This is a genomic window from Sphingobium sp. LMC3-1-1.1, from assembly GCF_040676285.1.
GTDB lineage: Bacteria > Pseudomonadota > Alphaproteobacteria > Sphingomonadales > Sphingomonadaceae > Sphingobium.
Window position 1 is genome coordinate 41,742 of the sequence record NZ_JBEGHQ010000012.1, and the last position, 19,266, is coordinate 61,007.

The 19,266-nt window shown below is 63.8% G+C and carries 17 protein-coding genes and 1 riboswitch; of the genes, 14 read left to right on the forward strand and 3 right to left on the reverse strand.

Going from position 1 to position 19,266, the window contains the following annotated elements:
* Positions 1-115 precede the first annotated feature (115 nt).
* Positions 116-305: riboswitch (cobalamin riboswitch) on the forward strand.
* 192 nt (positions 306-497) lie between these two features.
* The 7 genes from MRBLMC3_RS10585 to cobU are packed head-to-tail and all read left to right on the forward strand — an operon-like array spanning position 498 to position 5,596.
* Positions 498-905, forward strand: a complete 408-nt coding sequence (locus tag MRBLMC3_RS10585) for a DUF1636 domain-containing protein (RefSeq protein WP_363828384.1) — start codon at positions 498-500, stop codon at positions 903-905.
* Entirely contained in the window at positions 902-1,918 is a 1,017-nt protein-coding gene (gene cobT, locus MRBLMC3_RS10590) for a nicotinate-nucleotide--dimethylbenzimidazole phosphoribosyltransferase (RefSeq protein ID WP_363828387.1), read from the forward strand. Before MRBLMC3_RS10585 ends, cobT begins: the two co-directional genes overlap by 4 nt.
* The gene (locus tag MRBLMC3_RS10595; protein ID WP_363735977.1) at positions 1,915-2,478 is read left to right on the forward strand and encodes a histidine phosphatase family protein; all 564 of its coding nucleotides are present in this window, start codon (positions 1,915-1,917) and stop codon (positions 2,476-2,478) included. The genes cobT and MRBLMC3_RS10595 overlap by 4 nt, the downstream gene beginning before the upstream one ends.
* Positions 2,475-3,185 carry an adenosylcobinamide-GDP ribazoletransferase gene (locus MRBLMC3_RS10600; protein WP_363828390.1) on the forward strand — a complete coding sequence of 237 codons (711 nt, stop codon included), beginning with the start codon at positions 2,475-2,477 and terminating at the stop codon, positions 3,183-3,185. Before MRBLMC3_RS10595 ends, MRBLMC3_RS10600 begins: the two co-directional genes overlap by 4 nt.
* On the forward strand, positions 3,182-4,159 hold the full coding sequence (locus MRBLMC3_RS10605) for a threonine-phosphate decarboxylase (protein ID WP_363828393.1): 978 nt from the start codon (positions 3,182-3,184) through the stop codon (positions 4,157-4,159). Before MRBLMC3_RS10600 ends, MRBLMC3_RS10605 begins: the two co-directional genes overlap by 4 nt.
* On the forward strand, positions 4,152-5,087 hold the full coding sequence (gene cbiB, locus MRBLMC3_RS10610; protein WP_363828396.1) for an adenosylcobinamide-phosphate synthase CbiB: 936 nt from the start codon (positions 4,152-4,154) through the stop codon (positions 5,085-5,087). Before MRBLMC3_RS10605 ends, cbiB begins: the two co-directional genes overlap by 8 nt.
* 5 nt (positions 5,088-5,092) lie before the next feature.
* On the forward strand, positions 5,093-5,596 hold the full coding sequence (gene cobU, locus MRBLMC3_RS10615) for a bifunctional adenosylcobinamide kinase/adenosylcobinamide-phosphate guanylyltransferase (RefSeq protein WP_363829418.1): 504 nt from the start codon (positions 5,093-5,095) through the stop codon (positions 5,594-5,596).
* Positions 5,597-5,640: 44 nt separating this feature from the next.
* On the opposite strand, the gene MRBLMC3_RS10620 is transcribed toward cobU, so the two are convergent.
* Genes MRBLMC3_RS10620 through MRBLMC3_RS10630 form a run of 3 tightly spaced genes read right to left on the reverse strand, consistent with a single transcriptional unit; the run spans position 5,641 to position 11,300 of the window.
* Positions 5,641-7,017, reverse strand: coding sequence for an efflux transporter outer membrane subunit (locus MRBLMC3_RS10620; RefSeq protein ID WP_363828399.1), 1,377 nt, complete (start codon positions 7,015-7,017; stop codon positions 5,641-5,643).
* Positions 7,014-10,157, reverse strand: coding sequence for an efflux RND transporter permease subunit (locus tag MRBLMC3_RS10625; protein ID WP_363828402.1), 3,144 nt, complete (start codon positions 10,155-10,157; stop codon positions 7,014-7,016). Before MRBLMC3_RS10625 ends, MRBLMC3_RS10620 begins: the two co-directional genes overlap by 4 nt.
* Positions 10,158-10,169: 12 nt before the next feature.
* On the reverse strand, positions 10,170-11,300 hold the full coding sequence (locus MRBLMC3_RS10630) for an efflux RND transporter periplasmic adaptor subunit (RefSeq protein WP_363829421.1): 1,131 nt from the start codon (positions 11,298-11,300) through the stop codon (positions 10,170-10,172).
* Positions 11,301-11,541: 241 nt separating this feature from the next.
* On the opposite strand from MRBLMC3_RS10630, the gene MRBLMC3_RS10635 reads away from it, so the two are divergent.
* From MRBLMC3_RS10635 to MRBLMC3_RS10665, 7 genes are all read left to right on the forward strand, one after another.
* Entirely contained in the window at positions 11,542-12,270 is a 729-nt protein-coding gene (locus MRBLMC3_RS10635) for a response regulator transcription factor (RefSeq protein ID WP_363828405.1), read from the forward strand.
* Positions 12,271-12,288: 18 nt separating this feature from the next.
* Positions 12,289-13,659, forward strand: coding sequence for an ATP-binding protein (locus MRBLMC3_RS10640; protein WP_363828408.1), 1,371 nt, complete (start codon positions 12,289-12,291; stop codon positions 13,657-13,659).
* Positions 13,660-13,836: 177 nt separating this feature from the next.
* On the forward strand, positions 13,837-14,073 hold the full coding sequence (locus MRBLMC3_RS10645; protein ID WP_363828410.1) for a hypothetical protein: 237 nt from the start codon (positions 13,837-13,839) through the stop codon (positions 14,071-14,073).
* On the forward strand, positions 14,060-16,003 hold the full coding sequence (locus MRBLMC3_RS10650) for a PrkA family serine protein kinase (protein ID WP_363828412.1): 1,944 nt from the start codon (positions 14,060-14,062) through the stop codon (positions 16,001-16,003). The genes MRBLMC3_RS10645 and MRBLMC3_RS10650 overlap by 14 nt, the downstream gene beginning before the upstream one ends.
* Before the next feature lie 20 nt (positions 16,004-16,023).
* On the forward strand, positions 16,024-17,331 hold the full coding sequence (locus tag MRBLMC3_RS10655; protein ID WP_363828414.1) for a YeaH/YhbH family protein: 1,308 nt from the start codon (positions 16,024-16,026) through the stop codon (positions 17,329-17,331).
* Positions 17,332-17,344: 13 nt separating this feature from the next.
* The gene (locus MRBLMC3_RS10660) at positions 17,345-18,886 is read left to right on the forward strand and encodes a SpoVR family protein (RefSeq protein WP_363828417.1); all 1,542 of its coding nucleotides are present in this window, start codon (positions 17,345-17,347) and stop codon (positions 18,884-18,886) included.
* Between the two features lie 208 nt (positions 18,887-19,094).
* Positions 19,095-19,253, forward strand: coding sequence for a hypothetical protein (locus tag MRBLMC3_RS10665; protein WP_363752007.1), 159 nt, complete (start codon positions 19,095-19,097; stop codon positions 19,251-19,253).
* Positions 19,254-19,266: the final 13 nt, after the last annotated feature.

Here is a 19,266-nt window from a genome sequence, read left to right on the forward strand (position 1 = left end):
CCGATGATAGCAGTTCGGGCGAGTGAAGAGAAGTGTAACCATCGCAAATCGAGCGCAGGTGCGGACGTGTTAACTCTGTCCTTTTACGACCTTGCGATCGGGCGAATGCAGTCTTATCAGCGCCAGTGCGACAGGTTCCCCGTGAGGGGATGAAAAGGGAAGTCGGGTGGAACGCCCGCGCTGCCCCTGCAACTGTAAGCGGCGAGCGATCCAGCCATCGCGCCATTGGAACCAGAGGTTTCGAGAAGGCGGCCGGAAAGCGTCGACCCGCGAGCCAGGAGACCTGCCTGACGCGGTCGTTCTTCGGCCGGACAGGGTGTGCCGGACGAACGGGGATATCCTCGCCGAGCGACAGTCATCGCCTTGCCGGCGCGGCCGCGCAGGGGAGTTCTATCGCCTGCCCGATGCCGGCCAGTCCTCTCCCGCGCGGTTCCCGACAGGGCATATGCCGTCGGGGCTGGAGGATATGATATGACTTTTTCGCGGGGCCATCGCTGATGTTGCGGCCTGTGGAGCCTGGGGCTTCGGTGGTCGTTTGTTCGACCTGTCGCCTTTCGGCGGAACAACGGGAGGATGGAGCGGGGCGGCGGGGCGGCGCCCTGCTGGTGCAGGCGATGCAGAAGATACGCGACGGCGATCCCGCCTATGCGGGCATTGCCGTGCAGGACATGCCCTGCCTCTTCGCCTGCCAGCGCCACTGCACGGTGCATGTGCGCGGGACCGGCAAGGTCGGCTATGTGCTGGGCGATTTCGCCCCGGATGAGGACGCCGCGCGCGCGATCCTCGATTATGCCGTGCGCCATGCCGAAAGCGAAGAGGGCGTGGTGCGCTATGCCGACTGGCCGCAGGGCGTGAAGGGGCATTTCATCGTCCGGACGCCGCCCGAAGGCTTTGTCTGCTCATGATCCGGTTCAGCGACAGCACGGCCTTTGCCGCGGCGCTGAAGGATTTGCCGGCTCCGGAAGCAGAGTTCATCGATGCCGCAGCGGCGCGGCAGGCCATATTGACGAAGCCCGCCGGTTCCCTGGGGCGACTGGAGGAAATCGCCCTGTTCATGGCGGGCTGGCAGGGCCGGGAGCGGCCTGTGGCGGAGCGCCTCCGCGCCGCGATCTTCGCGGGCAATCATGGCGTGGCCGCGCGGGGGGTCAGCGCCTATCCCGCCGAGGTGACGGCGCAAATGGTGGCGAATTTCCATCATGGCGGAGCAGCGATCAATGCGCTGGCCCAGGCCTGCGGCGCGGAACTGACCGTGGTCGCGATCGAGTTGGACAGGCCGACAGGCGACATCTGTGTCGAGGCCGCCATGAGCGAGGCCGACTGCCTGGCCGCGATCAATGCGGGGGCGGCGGTGGTGGAAGCGGGGCTGGACCTGCTGCTGCTGGGCGAAATGGGCATTGCCAACAGCACGCCGGCCGCGGCGCTCTGCGCCCAGGCATTCGGCGGTCCGGCGGAGCATTGGATCGGGCGCGGCACGGGCGTGGACGGCGAGGGATTGATACGCAAGGCCGGTGCGGTGGAACGGGCACTCGCCGTGCATGGGGGGCAGTGCATCAATGCGTTCGAAACCCTGCGGCGATTGGGCGGGCGAGAGATCGCGGCGCTGGCCGGAGCGGTGTTGGCGGCGCGGATGCGGCGCGTTCCCGTGATGCTGGACGGGTTTATCTGTTGCGCGGCCGTCGCGCCGCTAGTGAGGGACAATCCGGCGATCACCGACCACTGCCTGGCGGCCCATCTGTCGGCGGAGGCGGGGCATCAGCGACTGCTGGCTGCGCTGGCCTTGGAACCTTTGCTGCGGCTCGACATGCGGCTGGGCGAGGGAAGCGGTGCGGCGGTAGCGGCGCAGATCGTCCGCTCCGCCCTTGCCGCGCATCAGGACATGGCGAGCTTTGCCGAAGCCGCGGTGGCCAGCGCCCTGTGAGCGCCTTTTCCCTCCATCTGATGCGGCATGGCGCGCCGCAGCTTGCCGGGCGTCTGCTCGGTCATCTGGACGCACCGCCGGAAACGGAGGGCATCGCCCTCTGCGTCGAGCGGGCGCGGGGGCTGGATTTCGCCCGACTGGTGACATCGGACCTCGCCAGAGCGCGAGTGCCGGGCGCCGTCATCGCGGCGGAGCGCGGAATCGAACACCGGGTGGATGCGCGCTGGCGGGAGTTGAATTTCGGGGATTGGGAGGGGACAGACCCGACGAGCCTTCCGGCGGACGACCTGGCGCGCTTTTGGGATGATCCGGATCGCTTCCCGCCGCCGGGTGGGGAAAGCTGGACTGGCCTCTGCACCCGGATCGGCGAGGCGCTGAGCGCATCTGGGGAGCCGGCGCTGGTGGTTTGCCATGCCGGGGCGATGCGGGCGGCGTTGGCCGTGCTGTGCGGCTTTGACGTGAGGCAGGGATGGGCGGTGGATCTGCCCTATGGCGCGATTTTGAGCCTGCGGGTTTGGCCGGAGAGCCGGTCGGCACAGATTATGGGCCTGATCACATGAAGCGGCTGGTCCTGGCCATGCAATTAATGACGCGCCTGCCATTGCCCGCCCTGAATGTGGATGAGCGGGACTTCGCGGCCGCGATCCGCTGGTTACCCGCAACCGGCATCGCGGTGGGCCTGATCGTGGCGGGCGGCGCCGGGCTGGGGATGCGGATCGATCCATGGGTGGGCGCTCTTTCCGGACTGGTGGCATGGGTCGCGGTGACCGGCGCGCTACATCTCGACGGACTGGGCGATATAGCAGATGCGGCAGGGGCAGCGCATGGCGACCGAACGCGCCTGTCCGCCGTGCTGGCCGATCCGCATATCGGCAGCTTCGGCGCGGTCGCCATCGGTCTGCAACTGCTGGTCAAGCTGGTGCTGTTGCGATCGTGGTTGGAGAGCTTTCCACTTTGGATGCTCGCTGTCGTGGCGATGGTGGCGCGTATCGGACCGCTATTCTGGACGCGCTGGTTGCCGCCGCTTCACGAAGGGCTGGCGAGCCGCTTTCGCGCAGGCTGGCGGCCGGAACCATGTGTCCTCTGGTCGATGCTGGCGCTGGTGGCGTGTCTTCGGGAACCCGCCCTTTTGGCGGCGATCCCATTGATTCCGCTCTGGGGACTATGGTTGCGGTCCCGGATCGGCGGCATTTCAGGTGACGGGCATGGCGCGGGCATCGAATTACTGGAAAGCGCGCTGTTGCTGGCGATGGTGTCGGCGCGATGAGCGCCTTCACATCCCACGGCGGCCGCCTGGCCGACGCGCGCGCCCTTTATGGCGGCGATGACTGGATCGACCTTTCAACCGGGATCAGCCCGTTCACATGGCCGGGGGGCGATCATCTGGCCGTCGACTGGCGGCATTTGCCCGATCCGCATGATCTGGCGGCGATGGAGGCAATGGCGGCGGCCTGCTTCGGGGTTCATCCCGACAATCTTTGCACCCTGCCGGGCAGCGAGGCGGGATTGCGGCTGGTCGGACGGATGCTGGACATGCCCGGCCGCTGGCTGGTGCCCAGCTATCGCACCCATGGGGAGATTTTCACCCAGGGCGCCCCCATGCGCGCAGGGGAGGAGCCGCCCCGCGAAGCGATGGCGCTGCTGCTGGCCAATCCCAACAACCCCGATGGCCGCATCCTGCCGCCAGCCCGCCTGCTGCAATGGCTTGATCGGCTGGAAGATGCCGGCGGATGGCTGATCGTTGACGAGGCCTATGCGGACGCCGTGCCGGCATGCAGCCTGGCGGGCATGGTGGGGGACGAACGGCGGCTGATCCTGTTGCGGTCCTTCGGCAAGTTCTTCGGGCTGGCCGGGGTGAGGCTGGGCTTTCTGCTCGGACCGCGGGCGGTTGTCGCGCAGGTGCGCCGGATGATGGGAGAATGGCCCGTTTCCGCGGCGGCGATCGCCTTTGGCACCGCGGCCTATCGGGACCGGAACTGGATCAACGAGACCGTCGTGACCCTGGAGGAGCAGGCGGCGAAGCTGGACGGCGTGCTGGCGCGGCATGGATTGCAGGGGCGCGGCGGATGCTCGTTGTTCCGATTGGTGGAAGTGGATGACGGCCTGACCCTGTTCGACAGGCTGGCGCGACGGTCTATCCTGACACGTCCCTTCGATGAGGACAGGCGCTGGCTGCGGCTCGGCCTCCCCGCCGATGCAGCTGCCCTCGCCCGACTGGACCGGGCTTTGGCCGATGTTTGAGCCGGTGGCCTTGGCGGCGCTGATGATGGATGCGGGACTGGGCTGGCCAGGCTGGCTTCATGCGCGGCTCGGCCATCCGGTGGGCGGCTTTGCCCGGATCATCGGCACTGTGGAACGGCGATGGAACCAGGGTCGGTTGAACGGCCGCCTACGGCGCTGGACGGGACTCGCCCTCCTCTTGCTGTTGCTCGGCGCGGGGGGAGGCATGGGTCTGGCGCTGGAATGGACGATCCGCCGCTGGGGCGGTCCCTGGGCCTGGCTGGGGCTGGCGCTCGCGGCCTGGCCAGCGCTGGCGCAGAACAGTCTTTATGTCCATGTGCTGCCAGTTGTCCGCGCTTTGGAAAGAGGCGAACTGGATGCCGCGCGGCGGGCGGTGGCCCGAATCGTGGGGCGTGACACCGCTGCGCTGGATGAAGCCGGTGTGGCGCGGGCCGGCATAGAGAGCCTGGCGGAGAGCTTCTGCGACGGCGTCGTGGCGCCGCTTTTCTGGTTGTTGCTGCTCGGGATGCCGGGAATATGGGCTTATAAGGCGGTCAATACGGCCGACAGCATGATCGGGCACAAGGAAGCGCCCTTCACCGATTTCGGCTGGGCTGCGGCCCGTTTCGATGATCTGTTGAACTGGGCGCCGGCGCGGCTTTCGGGCGTCATGCTGTGCATCGCTGGCGGTGGCGGATGGGCCGTGCTGCGGCGGGATCGGCGGAGGCATGCCTCGCCCAATGCCGGATGGCCGGAGGCGGCGATGGCCGGTGCGCTCGGCATCCGGCTGGCGGGGCCGGTCCGGTATGAGGGCGTTCTGCACGACAAGCCGTGGATAGGGACGGGCGGAGAGGCGGACGTCCACAGCATGAGGACGGCACTCGGCATCTACTTGCGCGCTTGCCTGCTGCTGTGGGTCCTGGCCGCGATATGGGGGAGTGTTGGATGAAGCGGATGCTGGTGCTGGGCGGATGTCGATCCGGCAAGAGCCGCTTTGCGCAGGAGCGATGCGAGGCTGCCGCTAGTGGCGATCTCGCCTATGTCGCGACGGCGCAGGCCTTCGATCCGGAGATGGAGGAGCGCATCGCCCGCCATCGAAGTGAACGCGGAAGCCGCTGGCTGACGATCGATGCGCCGATGGATCTGCCCTCCGCGCTGTCGGAAGCGGCGCTGCGGGCCGACGCCGTGATGGTGGACTGCCTGACGCTTTGGCTTACGAATCTGATGCTTGCGGACGCGGATGTGGCGAAGGCGCGGACAACGCTGGCCGAGGCGATAGCGGCCTGTCCCCTCCCTGTCGTTCTGGTGAGCAATGAGGTGGGTTTGGGGATCGTGCCGGACAATGTTCTGGCCCGTCGGTTTCGCGATGAGTCAGGATGGCTGAACCAGCAGATGGCGACCCTGTGCGATGAGGTCATATTGATGGCGGCCGGACTGCCGCTGAGGCTGAAAGGGTAGGACATGCCGGCGCCTTTCGCGAGCGAAGGGAGCAGGCAACAGCGTCATTCTTCCCTGAAATCAGCCCCGATGACCCTATAGAGCAGGATACGGTTCGCGATCAGCGTCAGATTGGTCGCGATAGCGCTTTGTTGCGCATTGTAGAGGCTCCGCTGGCTGGTCAGGCTGTTGAGGAAGGTATCTATGCCAGCGCGATAGCGTTCCTCGGCCAGTGCGTAGCTGCGCTGGCTGGCGAGGACCAGACGCTGCTGTGCAGCCTGCTGCTCGTCGATAGTACCCTCCCGCGCGAGCGCATCGGACACTTCCTGGAATGCCGCCTGGATCGCCTTTTCATATTGGGCCAGATACAGGTCGCGTTGCGCCTTGCTGTAGTCGAGATTGCCGCGCGCGCCGCCGCCGAAGATCGGCATGCTGGCCGAAGGCGCGGCGGACCAGGCGAAACCGCCGCCCGTGAAGAGGGAGGAGAGGGCCGAACTGGCGACGCCAATGGCGGCCGTGAGGCTGATTTTCGGGAACATGGCGGCACGCGCCGCGCCGATGTTGGCATTGGCGGCCTTCAGCTGATGTTCGGCCTGCAGCACGTCGGGACGCTGGAGCAGCACGTCGGAGGATAGGCCTGCCGGCGTCTTCGCGATGCCGTCGGTGAGCGTTTCCAGCGACTGGGGGAGCAGGGCATCCTCGACCGGCGCGCCCGCCAGCAGGTCGAGCGCGTTCCGGTCCTGCGCCACCTGCGTCACATTGGCGGCGATATCGCTGCGTGCCTGTTCCACCGTGGTTTCGGCCTGATGCACGTCCAGCTTGCCGGTCAGCCCCGCACCATTCAGCGAACGGGTGAGGGCCAGTGTACGTTCGGCGCTGGCCAGGGTTTGGCGGGACAGCGACAGCAGTTCCTGGTCAGCGGCCAAGGTGGCGTAGGCCGTGGCGGTTTCCGCGATCAGCGTGATGCGGGTCGCGCGCGCGCCTTCCTCCGTCGCGAGGTATGATTCGAGTGCTGCACGGCTCAGGTTCTTCACCCGGCCGAACAGGTCTATCTCGAACGCGCTGAAGCCAATATCGGCGCTGTAGCTGTTCTGGCGGTCGTCGTTGCGGCGGGCGAAGCTGGCAGCGGCATCGCCGGTGACGGTGGGGAGCCGGGCTGCGCGCTGGACCCGATATTGGGCGCGGGCGGCCTCCACATTGGCGAGCGCGGCGCGCAGGTCCCGGTTATTGGCAAGGGCGCGCGCTATCACCGCCCTGAGGCGTTGATCGCTGATCAATGCTGTCCACGGCAGGCCCGGCCTTTCCGTGATGGTCGCCGACGGATAGGCGGTGTCAGCCGGGAAGGTGGCGGGAACGGGGGGCGCGGGCCGGACATAGGTCGGCGCCATGTTGCAGGCCGACAGCGCAACAGCCGAAGTCAGGGTGAGGAGAGCGCGTTTCATGCCGGAACCTCCGCAGCGGGAACGGCAGGTTGCGGCGGATCCTTGCGGCTGAAGATGCGCATGATCGTCAGGAAGAAGAGGGGAACGTAGAAGATGGCGAGGACGGTCGCGGTCAGCATGCCGCCCACCACCGCCGTGCCTATGGCGACGCGGCTCTGCGCGCCGGCGCCGGTGGCGATGGCCAGCGGGATGACCCCCGCGATGAAGGCAAGCGATGTCATCAGGATAGGGCGGAAGCGCAGGCGTGCCGCCTCCAGCGCGGCGGACATGGCGTCCTTGCCCTGCAGATAGGCGAGCTCTGCAAATTCGACGATCAGGATCGCGTTCTTTGCGGCCAGTCCCATGGTCGTGAGCAGGCCGACCTGGAAGTAGATATTGTTCTCCAAGCCCCGCAGCGTCACCGCCAGCGCTGCACCGATCAGCCCGAGCGGGATGACCAGAAGCACCGCCAGGGGGATCGACCAGCTCTCATAGAGCGCGGCAAGGCAGAGGAAAACGACCAGCACCGACAGGCCATAGAGCAGCGGCGCCTGTCCACCTGAAAGCTGTTCCTGATAGGAGAGGCCGCTCCAGGCATAGCTGGTGCCCGGCGGGAGCTGTTTTTGCAGCTTCACCATCTCGTCCATCGCCTCGCCCGAACTGGCGCCGGGCGCAGCCTGCCCCTGGATTTCATAGGATGACTGGCCGTTATAGCGCGACATGGTCGTCGGGCCCATTGTCCAGTGGGTGGTGGCAAAGGCCGAGAAAGGCACCATTTCGCCGGTCGTGCTGGACCGCACCTGCCAGTTGTCGAGGTCCGTCGGCAGCGCGCGATAGGGTGCATCAGCCTGCATGTAGACGCGCTTCACCCTGCCGCGGTCGACGAAATCGTTGATGTAGGTGCTGCCCCAGGCGGCGCTCAGGACATTGTCGACGCTGCTTTGCGTCAGGCCCAGCACAGCGAGCTTTTCGGAGTCGATGTCGACCTTGAGCTGCGGCGTATCCTCCAGCGTGGCGGCACGTACGCCCGCCAGCTTGGGATCGCTCGCCGCCGCCTTCATAAGCTGGTTGCGCAGCGCGAGGAAGCGGTCGCGGCTGAGGCCGCCGGTGTTCAGCAACTCGAAGGTGAAGCCGTTGGACTGGCCCAGGCCGCGAATGGGCGGGGGGGTCATGGCCAGCGCGTTCGCATCGCGGATCGCGGCCAATTGCCTAGTGGCGCGGTTGGCGATCATCGTCGCGCTGTTCGCCGACCCCTTGCGCTCGTCCCATGGGGCGAGATTGATGAAGCCCTGGGCGGTGTTCTCGCCCTGGCCGGCGAAACTGAAGCCCTGGGCGATGAAGGCGAAGGCGACATTGTCCTTTTCATCGGTCAGGAAATAATTCTGGACGCGCTCCACCGCTGCGGCCGTGCGGGAGGATTTTGCGCCGGCAGGCAAGGTGATCTGGACCATCACCTGGCCTTGATCCTCCACGGGCAGGAAGCTGGTCGGCAGGCGGACGAACAGCAGCCAGAGCAGAACGAGAATGACCGCATAGCCGATCCAGAACCATTTCCGGCGGCCGATGAAGGCGTGGAGGCGCGTCATGTAGCCGTTGGTGACGCGGCTGAACCAGCGGTTGAACTTGCCGGTCCAGCCATGATCGCGATGCTCGTGCGAAATCGGCTTCAGGATGGTGGCGCAGAGAGCGGGAGACAGGATCAGCGCGACCAGCACCGAAAGCAGCATCGAAGAGACGATGGTGATGGAGAACTGGCGATAGATGACGCCGGTCGACCCGCCGAAAAAGGCCATGGGCAGCAGCACGGCGGAGAGGACCAGCGCGATGCCCACCAGGGCGTTGCCGATTTCGCCCATCGACTTGATGGTGGCGTCCCGTGGGGAAAGCCCTTCCTCCTCCATGATGCGTTCGACATTTTCCACCACGACAATGGCGTCGTCGACCAGCAGGCCGATGGCCAGCACCATGCCGAAGAGCGTCAGCGTGTTGATGGAATAGCCGAACAGTGCCAGCACGCCGAACGTACCCAGCAGCACCACCGGAACGGCGACGGCGGGCACCAGCGTGGCGCGCCAGCTTTGCAGGAACAGGAACATCACGACGACGACCAGCCCGACTGCCTCGATCAGGGTCTGGACCACCTCCTCGACCGACAGCTTGATGAAGGGGGTGGTGTCGCGCGGGTATACGACGGCGTAGCCGTGCGGCAGATTGTTCGACAGTTCGTCCACCTTGGCCTTGACCAGCTCGGCGGTCTTGAGCGCGTCGGCGCCGGGGGCAAGCTGCAATGCCATGCCGGAGGCCGGATGCCCGTTGAGGCGGGCCAGGGAGGTGTAGCTTTCATTGCCCAGTTCGACCCGCGCCACATCGGACAGGCGGACGACGGAACCGTCGCTCTGCGTCTTGACGATGATGTTGCGGAACTGCTCGGGCGTCTGCAGGCGGGCACGGGCCGTGACGGTGGCGTTGAGCTGCTGCCCCTCCGGCGCCGGGTCGGCACCGATCTGTCCGGCCGACACTTCGACATTCTGGCTGGCGATGGCGCTTTGCACGTCGGACGGCATCAGCTTGACGGTGGCGAGCTTATAGGGGTCCAGCCAGATGCGCATCGCATATTGCGATCCGAAGATCTGCGACGAACCCACGCCATCGATACGGGCGATCGGATCCTGGAAATTATTGACCAGGTAATCGGCAATATCGGCCTGCGATGCCGTATCGGTGCGGTCGTACAGGCCGACCACCATCAGGAAGTCGTTCTGCGACTTGGTAACGGTCAGGCCCTGCTGCTGCACGGCGTTGGGCAGCCGGCTCAGCGCCTGCTGCACCTTGTTCTGCACCTGTACCTGCGCGGTGTCGGGATCGGTGCCCTTGTTGAAGGTGACGGTGATCCGCGCCTGACCGTTGGCCGTCGACGAAGATGAGAAATACATGAGGCCGTCGATGCCGGTGAGCTGCTGCTCGATGACCTGCGTGACGCTGGTCTCCACGGTCTGGGCCGAGGCGCCGGGATAGTTGGCGCTGATGTTGACGGACGGCGGCGCGATGTCCGGATATTGCGCGATCGGCAATGTCAGCATGGCGCCCAGGCCGGCCATCATGATGCCGATGGCGATGACCCAGGCGAATATCGGACGTTCGATGAAGAAGCGGCTGAGCAAGGTTCCGCTCCCTTATTTCGCGGCCCGGTCGATCGGGACGGCCTTCACCGTGTCGCCGGGATTCACCTTGTCCGTGCCTTCGACGATCAGCCTGTCGCCTTTACGCAAACCATCGGTGATCAGCCATTTGTCGCCGACGGCTTGCGCAGCGGTGACGATGCGCCGTTCGACCTTGTTTCCCCTGCCCACGACCAGCGCGGTCGCATTGCCCTTCGGATCGCGGCTGATTCCCTGCTGGGGCACGAGGATCGCGTTCGGTACCACCGATTGCGGTGCGACCACGCGCACGAACATGCCGGGCAGCAGCAGGCCGTCGGGGTTGGGGAAACGGGCGCGGAGGGTGACGGTGCCGCTGTCCGGATCGACGATCGGCTCGGCGAATTCGATGCGGCCTTCCAGCGGATAATCGGTGCCGTCGTCCAGCTTCAGCCGGATGGTCGCGCTGGCGGGCAACGCCTTGCCCGCCGCGAGCGCGCGGCGCAGCTGGAGCAGTTTGGCGCTGGACTGCGTCACGTCGACGAAGATCGGGTCGAGTTGCTGGATGACGGCCAGGGGTGTTGCCTGGCTGGCCGTCACCAACGCACCGGGCGTGACGGCGGACCGGCCGATCCGTCCGTCGATGGGTGCCCTGACCTGCGTGAAATTGAGGTTGATGCCGGCGGTCTGGAGCGTGGCGCGCGCCTGCTGCACGGCGGCGGCGGCCTGGCGGGCCGTGGCGATGACGTCATCGCGGTCCTGCGCGCTCACTGCCTCGCTCTGACCCAGCGTACGGTAGCGGCTGGCCTTCGCCTGCGCGGCGGCGGCGGTCGCCTGCGCACTGGCCAATGTGGCCTGCGCCTCGTCGCGCGAAGCGCGGTAGAGCGAGGGATCGATCTGGTAGAGCGGCTGCCCCGCCTTCACGATCGACCCTTCAGTGAACAGGCGCTTCTGGATGACGCCGGCGACCTGCGGCCGAACCTCCGACATCATGGTGGATGCAGTGCGTCCCGGCAATTCGGTCGATACCGTGACCTCCTGAGTCGCCAGCGTCACCACTCCCACCTCCTGAGGCGGCTTTTTCGATGCTTCCTTATGTCCGCATCCGGCGATCAGGATGCAGAACGCCACAGGGGCGATCCGAAGGACGGAGAGGCGGCTGAGCATGGTCGACAGGCGGTTCCACAGCGGAAGGAGGGACTTCGCCCGGCGCAGGGGGAGGGAAGGGCGCGCCGGGCGAAGGTCGGCTCCGGTCAACGGCGCCGACCTCCCCCTAATCCATCCAAGGCGCGTCGCATTGTAGAGCGACTTTTCATCCGGCTGGATCATTTTGTAGCGGATTGTATCGATATGTAACGACGCAGCGGCGAGCGCAGACTCGCAGCGTCAACGCCACTAGAAGGAGACAATGCCCGACATGCCGCCATCCCGCCCGTTCCGCGTGATCGTCGTCGACGATGACGAAGATATCAGGGGTCTGATCGTCGGCCAGCTCGCCCAGGAGCATTATGAGGTTCTGGCGGCCGGCAGCCTTGGCGAATTGCGGGCGACGATGGCGGAACATGAAGCCGACCTCATCGTGCTCGACCTCAACCTTCCAGACGGCGACGGATTGTCGCTGTGCCGCGACCTGCGGGCCCAGGGCAGCGGTGTCCAGATCATCATGGTGACGGCGCGGGGCAGCGCCATCGACCGGGTGCTGGGGCTGGAACTGGGCGCGGACGATTATCTGACGAAGCCGTTCGAGCCGCGGGAATTGCTGGTGCGGGTGCGCAACCTGCTGCGCCGGTCACGGAACGAGGAGTCGGCGCGGCTGAAGACCGCGCGGATTGCGCGCTTCGGATCGTGGCGACTGGACCTCTTCCAGCGACGGCTGATCGCCAGCGACGATCGGTTGATCATGTTGTCCTCTGCGGAATTTCGCCTGTTGTCCCGCTTCATCGACGACCCCAATGTGGTGCTCTCTCGCGAGGCGCTCGTTCCCGAACGGCGGGCAACGGCAGCGTTCGATCGGTCCATCGACCTGCAGGTCAGCCGGCTGCGGCAGAAGCTGGCGGACAGTCCGGGCGGCGACGGGCTGATCCTGACGGTGCGGGGGGAGGGCTATGTGCTGGCCAGCACGGTGACCTATGAATGATGGCTGGCTGATCGGCACATGATGGTCTCTGTCGTGGCGCGGGCGCGCAATTTCTTCCGGTCGCTGGTCGGCCAGATATTCCTGCTGCTGACCGTCGGCATGACGGTGGCCGCCGTGCTGGCGCTGCTGGTCGCGGAGCAGGCACGGCATCTCGACTTCGAGCGCTGGCGCCTCCAGCGCGTGGTGGCAAGCGCGGCGGACATCGCGCAGCGGCTGAGCCACGACCCGGTGAAGATAGAGGCGATGTTGAAAGACCAGCAGATCATGGGCGCACGGACCGCGCCGGAGGGCGTGGCTCTGACGGACCCCGACCCGACGCTGGCAGACGCTCTGGAGGCGCGCTTCGGGTCGCAGTCCAACCCCGAAGCAGGCCAGGTTCCCATCGGTCTCTGTTTTCCAGCGAGCAAGGTCGATCCGAACAATCGGGCGGCCGGGCTGATCGACGCGCCGCGCCCCGATTGCTGGGTCGTCCGCTTTACCGACAGGACGGGCGAGCGGCGTTCTCTCGCGCTCTACCTGCCCCGCCTCGTGAAGCCGTCGAGCAATCTTGCCAGGCCGATCTATCTGCTGCTGATCCTGATGTCCTCGGCCGGACTGGCCATCATCGTGGCTCGTTTCGTCGCCAAGCCGCTGCGTAGGCTGGAGCAGGCGGCGGAAGCCTTTTCGGTATCCGTCGATCCGGAGGAAATCCCGGAGCGGGGCCCGGAAGAGGTGCGGGCTGCGCTGTCCACCTTCAATCTGATGCAGCGCCGGGTAAGGGCGGGTTTTGCGGAGCGGACGCAGTTGCTGGCGGCGATCAGCCATGATCTCCAGACCCCTCTCACCCGCCTGCGCTTACGGCTGGAATTGGTCGAAAATGAGGAACTGCGTGGGCGGCTGTTGCAGGACCACCAGGCGATGATGACGCTGGTCCGCGAAGGGCTGGATCTGGCGGCCAGCACTGAAGCCCATGAAGACTGGTCGGTGATCGACATCGATTCGCTGCTCACCAGCATGGCGGAGGACGCGCAGGATCTGGGATCACCCGTGCGGTTCCTGTCGGGATGCGGCGGCACTGTCCGGGTCAAGCCCAATGCCCTCACGCGCTGCATCAGCAATCTGGTCAACAATGCGGTGAAATATGGCGGCAGCGCGGACGTCAGCTGCTCAAGACAGGGCGGGCGCGTGCTCATCGAGGTGCGCGATCACGGTCCGGGCATCCCGCCCGATCAACTGGACCAGATGTTCGAACCCTTCACGCGCGGCGTGGCGGGACAGCCGGGCGGGCGGCACGGAACGGGCATCGGCCTGACCATCGCTCGATCGCTGGCGCTCAGTTTTGAAGCATCGGTCCGTCTGGCCAATGCATCGGACGGCGGGCTGATCGCGACGATCGATATGAGAGCCTGAGTTCATCAGTTATCGGGGCGGAGGGTGAATCCTCCGCCGGCGGGGCAGCATGTTACGCAACGGAACCAAATCGGCTCTGGCGAGATTATCTTCTTTGCCCTCTTCCCTCTCCGGGCCTCAAGTGACACTATGCATTGGATCGCGGCGGGGGACGTCGCGCTGATTTGAAGATGCTGCATGACAGCGGCGCGGCAATATTTGCCGGTCGTGAATGAATGCCCAGATCGTTGCCGGCAATGTTTTTGCACGGCCGGGCAAGCATTGCGCAATTCCTTGCAACAGGCGCTGATTAAAGATTGGACAGATTCGAATTTTTTACTCTGCGTGGATGGTATTGCACTGTTTTTACAGGCCATAAGGGTCTATATACATTCCATGGCTACTTTAGCGGGAGTCGCCAGTGACAAAGAATGAGCTGTTTTCCAGCTTCACGCGGAAGTTCGATGATCGGCGTCAGGCCGAAATGTCCATCGAAGATTATCTGCTGGGATGTCGCAATGATCCACTGATGCATGCATCGGCGCCCGAACGATTGCTCGCGGCGATCGGTGAGCCGGAGATCATCGACACGTCACGTGATCAGCGGCTGGGCCGTATCTTCATGAACCGGACGATCCGGCGCTATGCGAGCTTCAGGAACTTCTACGGTATGGAGGGGACGATCGAACATATCGTCAGCTTCCTGCGCCATGCCAGCCAGGGATTGGAAGAGCGCAAGCAGATACTCTACCTGCTTGGCCCGGTGGGCGGTGGCAAGTCGTCGCTGGCGGAGCGGCTGAAGGCCTTGATGGAGGTTCATCCCATCTATGTGCTGAAGGCGGGAGAGGAGATCAGCCCGATCTTCGAAAGTCCCCTCGCGCTGTTCGATGCGGAAACGCATGGCGATTTCATAGAGGAAAATTACGCGATTCCCCGGCGGCGGCTGACCGGCATGATCAGCCCCTGGTGCCGCAAGCGGCTCGACGAGTTCGGCGGCGACATTTCGCAGTTCAGGGTCGTGCGCATGATGCCCTCGCGCATGCGGCAGGTCGCCATCGCAAAGACCGAGCCGGGGGACGAGAACAATCAGGACATCAGTTCGCTGGTCGGAAAGGTCGACATCCGCAAACTGGAGATGCTCTCGCAGAATGATCCGGACGCCTACAGCTATTCGGGCGGCCTCAACCGGGCGAACCAGGGAATGCTCGAATTTGTCGAGATGTTCAAGGCGCCGATCAAGATGCTCCATCCGTTGCTGACCGCAACGCAGGAGGGCAATTATATCGGTACGGAAAATATCGGCGCCATTCCCTATACCGGCATCATCATGGCCCATTCCAATGAATCGGAATGGGCGAATTTCAAGAACAACAAGAACAACGAAGCATTTATTGACCGCATCTATGTCATCAAGGTTCCCTACAGCCTGCAGGCGACAGAAGAACGGCACGTTTATGAAAAATTGCTGAGGGAATCCGATCTCAACAAGGCGCCCTGCGCCCCGGGGACCCTGGACATGCTGGCGCGCTTTTCCGTGCTGACGCGGTTGCGTGAGCATGAAAACAGCAACCTCTACTCCAAGATGCGTGTCTATGATGGCGAGATGCTGCGGGAAATAGACCCGCGCGCGAAAAGCCTTCAGGAATATCGCGACGCGGCGGGCGTGGACGAGGGCATGTCGGGCATTTCGACCCGCTTCGCGTTCAAGGCGCTGTCAGCCACGTTCAACCATGATACCAACGAGATCGCGGCCGACCCCGTGCACCTCATGTATGTGCTGGAGGGCATGGTCCGGCAGGAACAGTTCCCCACCGAGGTGGAATCCCGTTATCTGGAGTTCATCAAGGGCGAACTGGCTCCGCGCTATGCAGAGTTCATCGGCAATGAAATCCAGAAGGCTTATCTGGAATCCTACCATGACTATGGCCAGAATCTGTTCGACCGCTATGTCGCCTATGCGGACGCGTGGATCGAGGACCTGGATTTCAAGGATCCCGATACCGGGCAGTTGCTCGATCGGGAGGTCATCAACCAGGAACTGTCCAAGACAGAAAAACCCGCCGGCATCGCCAACCCCAAGGATTTTCGCAACGAAGTCGTGAAATTCGCCCTGAGGATGCGGGCCAGCAATGATGGGCGCAACCCGTCCTGGACCAGTTACGAGAAGATCCGCGAGGTCATTGAGAAGCGGATGTTCAGCCAGGTCGAGGACTTGTTGCCGGTCATCAGCTTCGGATCGAAAAAGGACGGCGAAACCGCGACAAAGCATGATGAATTCGTCGCGCGCATGATCGAAAGAGGCTATACGGAACGGCAGGTCCGGCGACTTGTGGAATGGTATATCCGCGTGAAGCAGGCCGGTTGATGGAGGGCCTGTAGGGCACCATGCACATTGTCGACAGACGGTTGAATCCGGGGGGCAAGAGCCTGGTCAACAGGCAGCGCTTCCTGCGACGGGCGCGGGCATATGTGCAACAGGCGGTGCGCGACAGCCTGAAGGATCGCAGCATCAAGGATCTGGACAAGGAAGGCCAGATTTCCATCCAGCGCGATGTCATCCACGAACCAACGCTGCATCGCGCGGCGCAGGGAGGAAGCCGCGAACGGGTGTTCCCCGGCAACCGTGATTATATGGAGGGGGACAAGATCAAGCGCCCCGACGGCGGCGCGGGCTCTGGGTCGAAGGCCGGGCAGGGCGATGGGAATGACGATTTCCAGTTCGCGCTCAGCCGGGAGGAGTTTCTGGACCTGTTCCTGGACGACCTGGAACTGCCCGACCTGGCCAAGAGACGGCTGATAGGCGGTGCGGTCGATGGTATCCGGCGCGCCGGATATTCGACGGCCGGCAACCCTTCCAACTTGTCCGTCCCGCGCACCATGCAGAAGGCCATGTCGCGGCGACTGGCCCTGCGGCGTCCCAAGGGCGCGGATCTGGCACGGATCGACGAGGAGATCGCGCTGATCGAGGCGCGCGATCCTCCCTCGCCCGACGATGCCGTTCGTCTGGAAGCGCTGCGCGAGGAACGATCGACCATCATCCGGCGCCGCAACCTGATCGCCTATATCGACCCTGTCGACCTGCGCTACCGCCGGTTCGAAACAGTGCCCAAGCCCGTGGCCCAGGCAGTGATGTTCTGCCTGATGGACGTTTCCGGTTCCATGACGGAGCATATGAAGGATCTGGCGAAGCGCTTCTTCGCGCTGCTGCATCTGTTCCTGTCGCGCTGCTACGAGCATGTGGAGGTGGTGTTCATCCACCATACCGATCGGGCGGCGGAGGTTGACGAACAGACCTTCTTCTACAGCACGGTGACGGGCGGCACGCTGGTGTCGAGCGCGCTGGAGAAGCTGATCGAAGTGGTGCAGGAACGCTTCCGTCCGGATGACTGGAACATCTATGTGGCGCAGGCGTCGGACGGTGACACCATGCAATCCGACAATGGCCGGGTGGTCAGTCTGATGCAGCAGGAGATCCTGCCCTTCAGCCAATATTTCGCATATCTGGAAGTCGGGCGAGAGGAATTCGCCGATATAGAGATGGTCGGAACGACGACCGGCCTATGGCAGGCCTATGCGCCTGTGAGCGACGCCAACCGCAATTTCGTGATGCGAAAGGTGCATCACCGGCGCGAAATCTATCCGGTGTTTCGCGAACTGTTTCAGCGCAAGGGCGTGGCGGAGCGGAGTTCATGATGGTGGCAATGGCATGACCGTCGCTTTGGCACCTGCCCCTCTGTTTTCAGGAAGCGATTGGGATTTCGCGCTTATCAATCGCATCTATGAAACGGTGGAACCTATCGCGCTCCAGGAAATGAAGCTCGACATCTATCCCAACCAGATAGAAATCATCAGCGCGGAGCAGATGCTGGATGCCTATTCCTCCATCGGCATGCCGCTCTTCTACAAGCACTGGTCCTTCGGCAAGCAGTTCGTCACCAACGAGATGATGTACCGCAAGGGGCTGCGCGGCCTTGCTTATGAACTGGTCATCAACTCCGACCCATGCATCAATTATCTAATGCAGGAAAACAGCGCGACGATGCAGACGCTGGTCATCGCGCATGCGGCCTTTGGACATAATCATTTCTTCAAGAATAATTATGTTTTCAAACAATGGACTGATGCGGAAGGTATCCTCGACTATCTGGAGTTTGCCAAACGCTACATCGCGCAGTGCGAGGAGCGCTATGGCCAGTTGCCGGTGGAACGGGTGCTGGATGCCGCCCATGCGTTGATGAACCAGGGCGTCCATCGCTATCCGCGCGTCCGGCCAAGGGATCTGAAGGCAGAGGCGGCACGGGAAGCGGAACGGCAGGCATATCGCGATCGCATCTATGACGATCTGTGGCGGACAGTGCCGACGGGTGCGAGAGCCGATGCGATCCCCAGCGACGCCCGGCGCGCGGCGCTGGGACTGCCGCAGGAGAATATCCTCTATTTCCTGGAAAAAACGGGGCCTCGGCTGGAAAGCTGGCAGCGCGAGATATTGCGGATCGTGCGCCTGATCGCTCAATATTTCTATCCCCAGCGCCAGACCAAGGCGATGAATGAGGGCGCCGCGACCTATACCCATTATCGCATCATGACGACACTGCACGAACGGGGATGGCTGACCGACGGTGCCTTCATGGAATTCATCTCGTCCCATACCAATGTCGTCTATCAACCCACTTATGATTCAGGGCAATTTGGTGGTTTCAATCCCTATGCCCTGGGCTTTGGCATCATGTCGGATATCGAGCGGGTCTGCCGGGAGCCGACCGAGGAAGATCGCGAATGGTTCGGCGACATCGCCGGGTCGGGCGACCCCATGGAGGTGCTCAAGGACATTTGGGCCAATTACCGCGATGAAAGCTTCGTTTCGCAGTTTCTCAGCCCGCATCTGATACGCCAATGGCGCCTGTTCAAGATACTCGACAAGGAGGGCGACTCGGAACTGCGGGTGGATGCCATTCACGACGAGCGCGGTTATCGTCGTATCCGGCGATCGCTGGCGCGGGAATATGAAATCGGGCGACAGGAGCCGGACATACAGGTGGTCGATGTCGACCTGTCCGGCGACCGCAAGTTGATCGTCGAGCATTCAGTGCTGGACGGCGTGCAGCTGGATGAGGGCGATGCCGCTATGGTATTGCAAAATCTCGCCAATCTCTGGGGGTATGAGGTGCTGTTGAAGGAAGTGGAGTCCGAAACCCGCAAGGAGCTGAAAAGCCATAGCGCGCAGCCGAACATGGCCTGGCTGCGCTGAACCGTTGCATGCGACGGACGGGACAGGTGTCGGAACAAGATTCTGTTTTCAATCGATGATGGGAAAGGCTAAGTTGAGCCCCGTTTTTCGCGGCTCAAGGTCGGATCTTTCGCTCTGAAGGCGATGGAGAAGATGATGTCCGCGACAGGCAGGAGTTTGATTCATGACGAATGCTCTTACGCCAGAAGAATGTCTTGACCGGGCAAGAATGCATGATCAGTTGGCGGCCACGACCGCTGATGCTTCCGCGCGAATGATGCATCAGGCCATGGCCGCGGAGTTTCGTCGTCGCGCCGAGACCGCATCTGGCGGCATGCCGCAGGCCGCCTCCAGGCCCATCATCGAACTGATGCCGAACGTGGCCTGATGGCCTCCGGGCC

Coding starts and splice junctions, on each gene's coding strand:
- MRBLMC3_RS10605 (WP_363828393.1), top strand. CDS start 3,182: ATGAGCGCCTTCACATCCCACGGCGGCCGCCTGGCCGACGCGCGCGCC.
- MRBLMC3_RS10655 (WP_363828414.1), top strand. CDS start 16,024: ATGCACATTGTCGACAGACGGTTGAATCCGGGGGGCAAGAGCCTGGTC.
- cbiB (WP_363828396.1), top strand. CDS start 4,152: ATGTTTGAGCCGGTGGCCTTGGCGGCGCTGATGATGGATGCGGGACTG.
- cobT (WP_363828387.1), top strand. CDS start 902: ATGATCCGGTTCAGCGACAGCACGGCCTTTGCCGCGGCGCTGAAGGAT.
- MRBLMC3_RS10635 (WP_363828405.1), top strand. CDS start 11,542: ATGCCCGACATGCCGCCATCCCGCCCGTTCCGCGTGATCGTCGTCGAC.
- MRBLMC3_RS10585 (WP_363828384.1), top strand. CDS start 498: ATGTTGCGGCCTGTGGAGCCTGGGGCTTCGGTGGTCGTTTGTTCGACC.
- MRBLMC3_RS10640 (WP_363828408.1), top strand. CDS start 12,289: ATGATGGTCTCTGTCGTGGCGCGGGCGCGCAATTTCTTCCGGTCGCTG.
- MRBLMC3_RS10600 (WP_363828390.1), top strand. CDS start 2,475: ATGAAGCGGCTGGTCCTGGCCATGCAATTAATGACGCGCCTGCCATTG.
- MRBLMC3_RS10630 (WP_363829421.1), bottom strand. CDS start 11,300: ATGCTCAGCCGCCTCTCCGTCCTTCGGATCGCCCCTGTGGCGTTCTGC.
- cobU (WP_363829418.1), top strand. CDS start 5,093: ATGCTGGTGCTGGGCGGATGTCGATCCGGCAAGAGCCGCTTTGCGCAG.
- MRBLMC3_RS10645 (WP_363828410.1), top strand. CDS start 13,837: ATGACAGCGGCGCGGCAATATTTGCCGGTCGTGAATGAATGCCCAGAT.
- MRBLMC3_RS10665 (WP_363752007.1), top strand. CDS start 19,095: ATGCATGATCAGTTGGCGGCCACGACCGCTGATGCTTCCGCGCGAATG.
- MRBLMC3_RS10620 (WP_363828399.1), bottom strand. CDS start 7,017: ATGAAACGCGCTCTCCTCACCCTGACTTCGGCTGTTGCGCTGTCGGCC.
- MRBLMC3_RS10660 (WP_363828417.1), top strand. CDS start 17,345: ATGACCGTCGCTTTGGCACCTGCCCCTCTGTTTTCAGGAAGCGATTGG.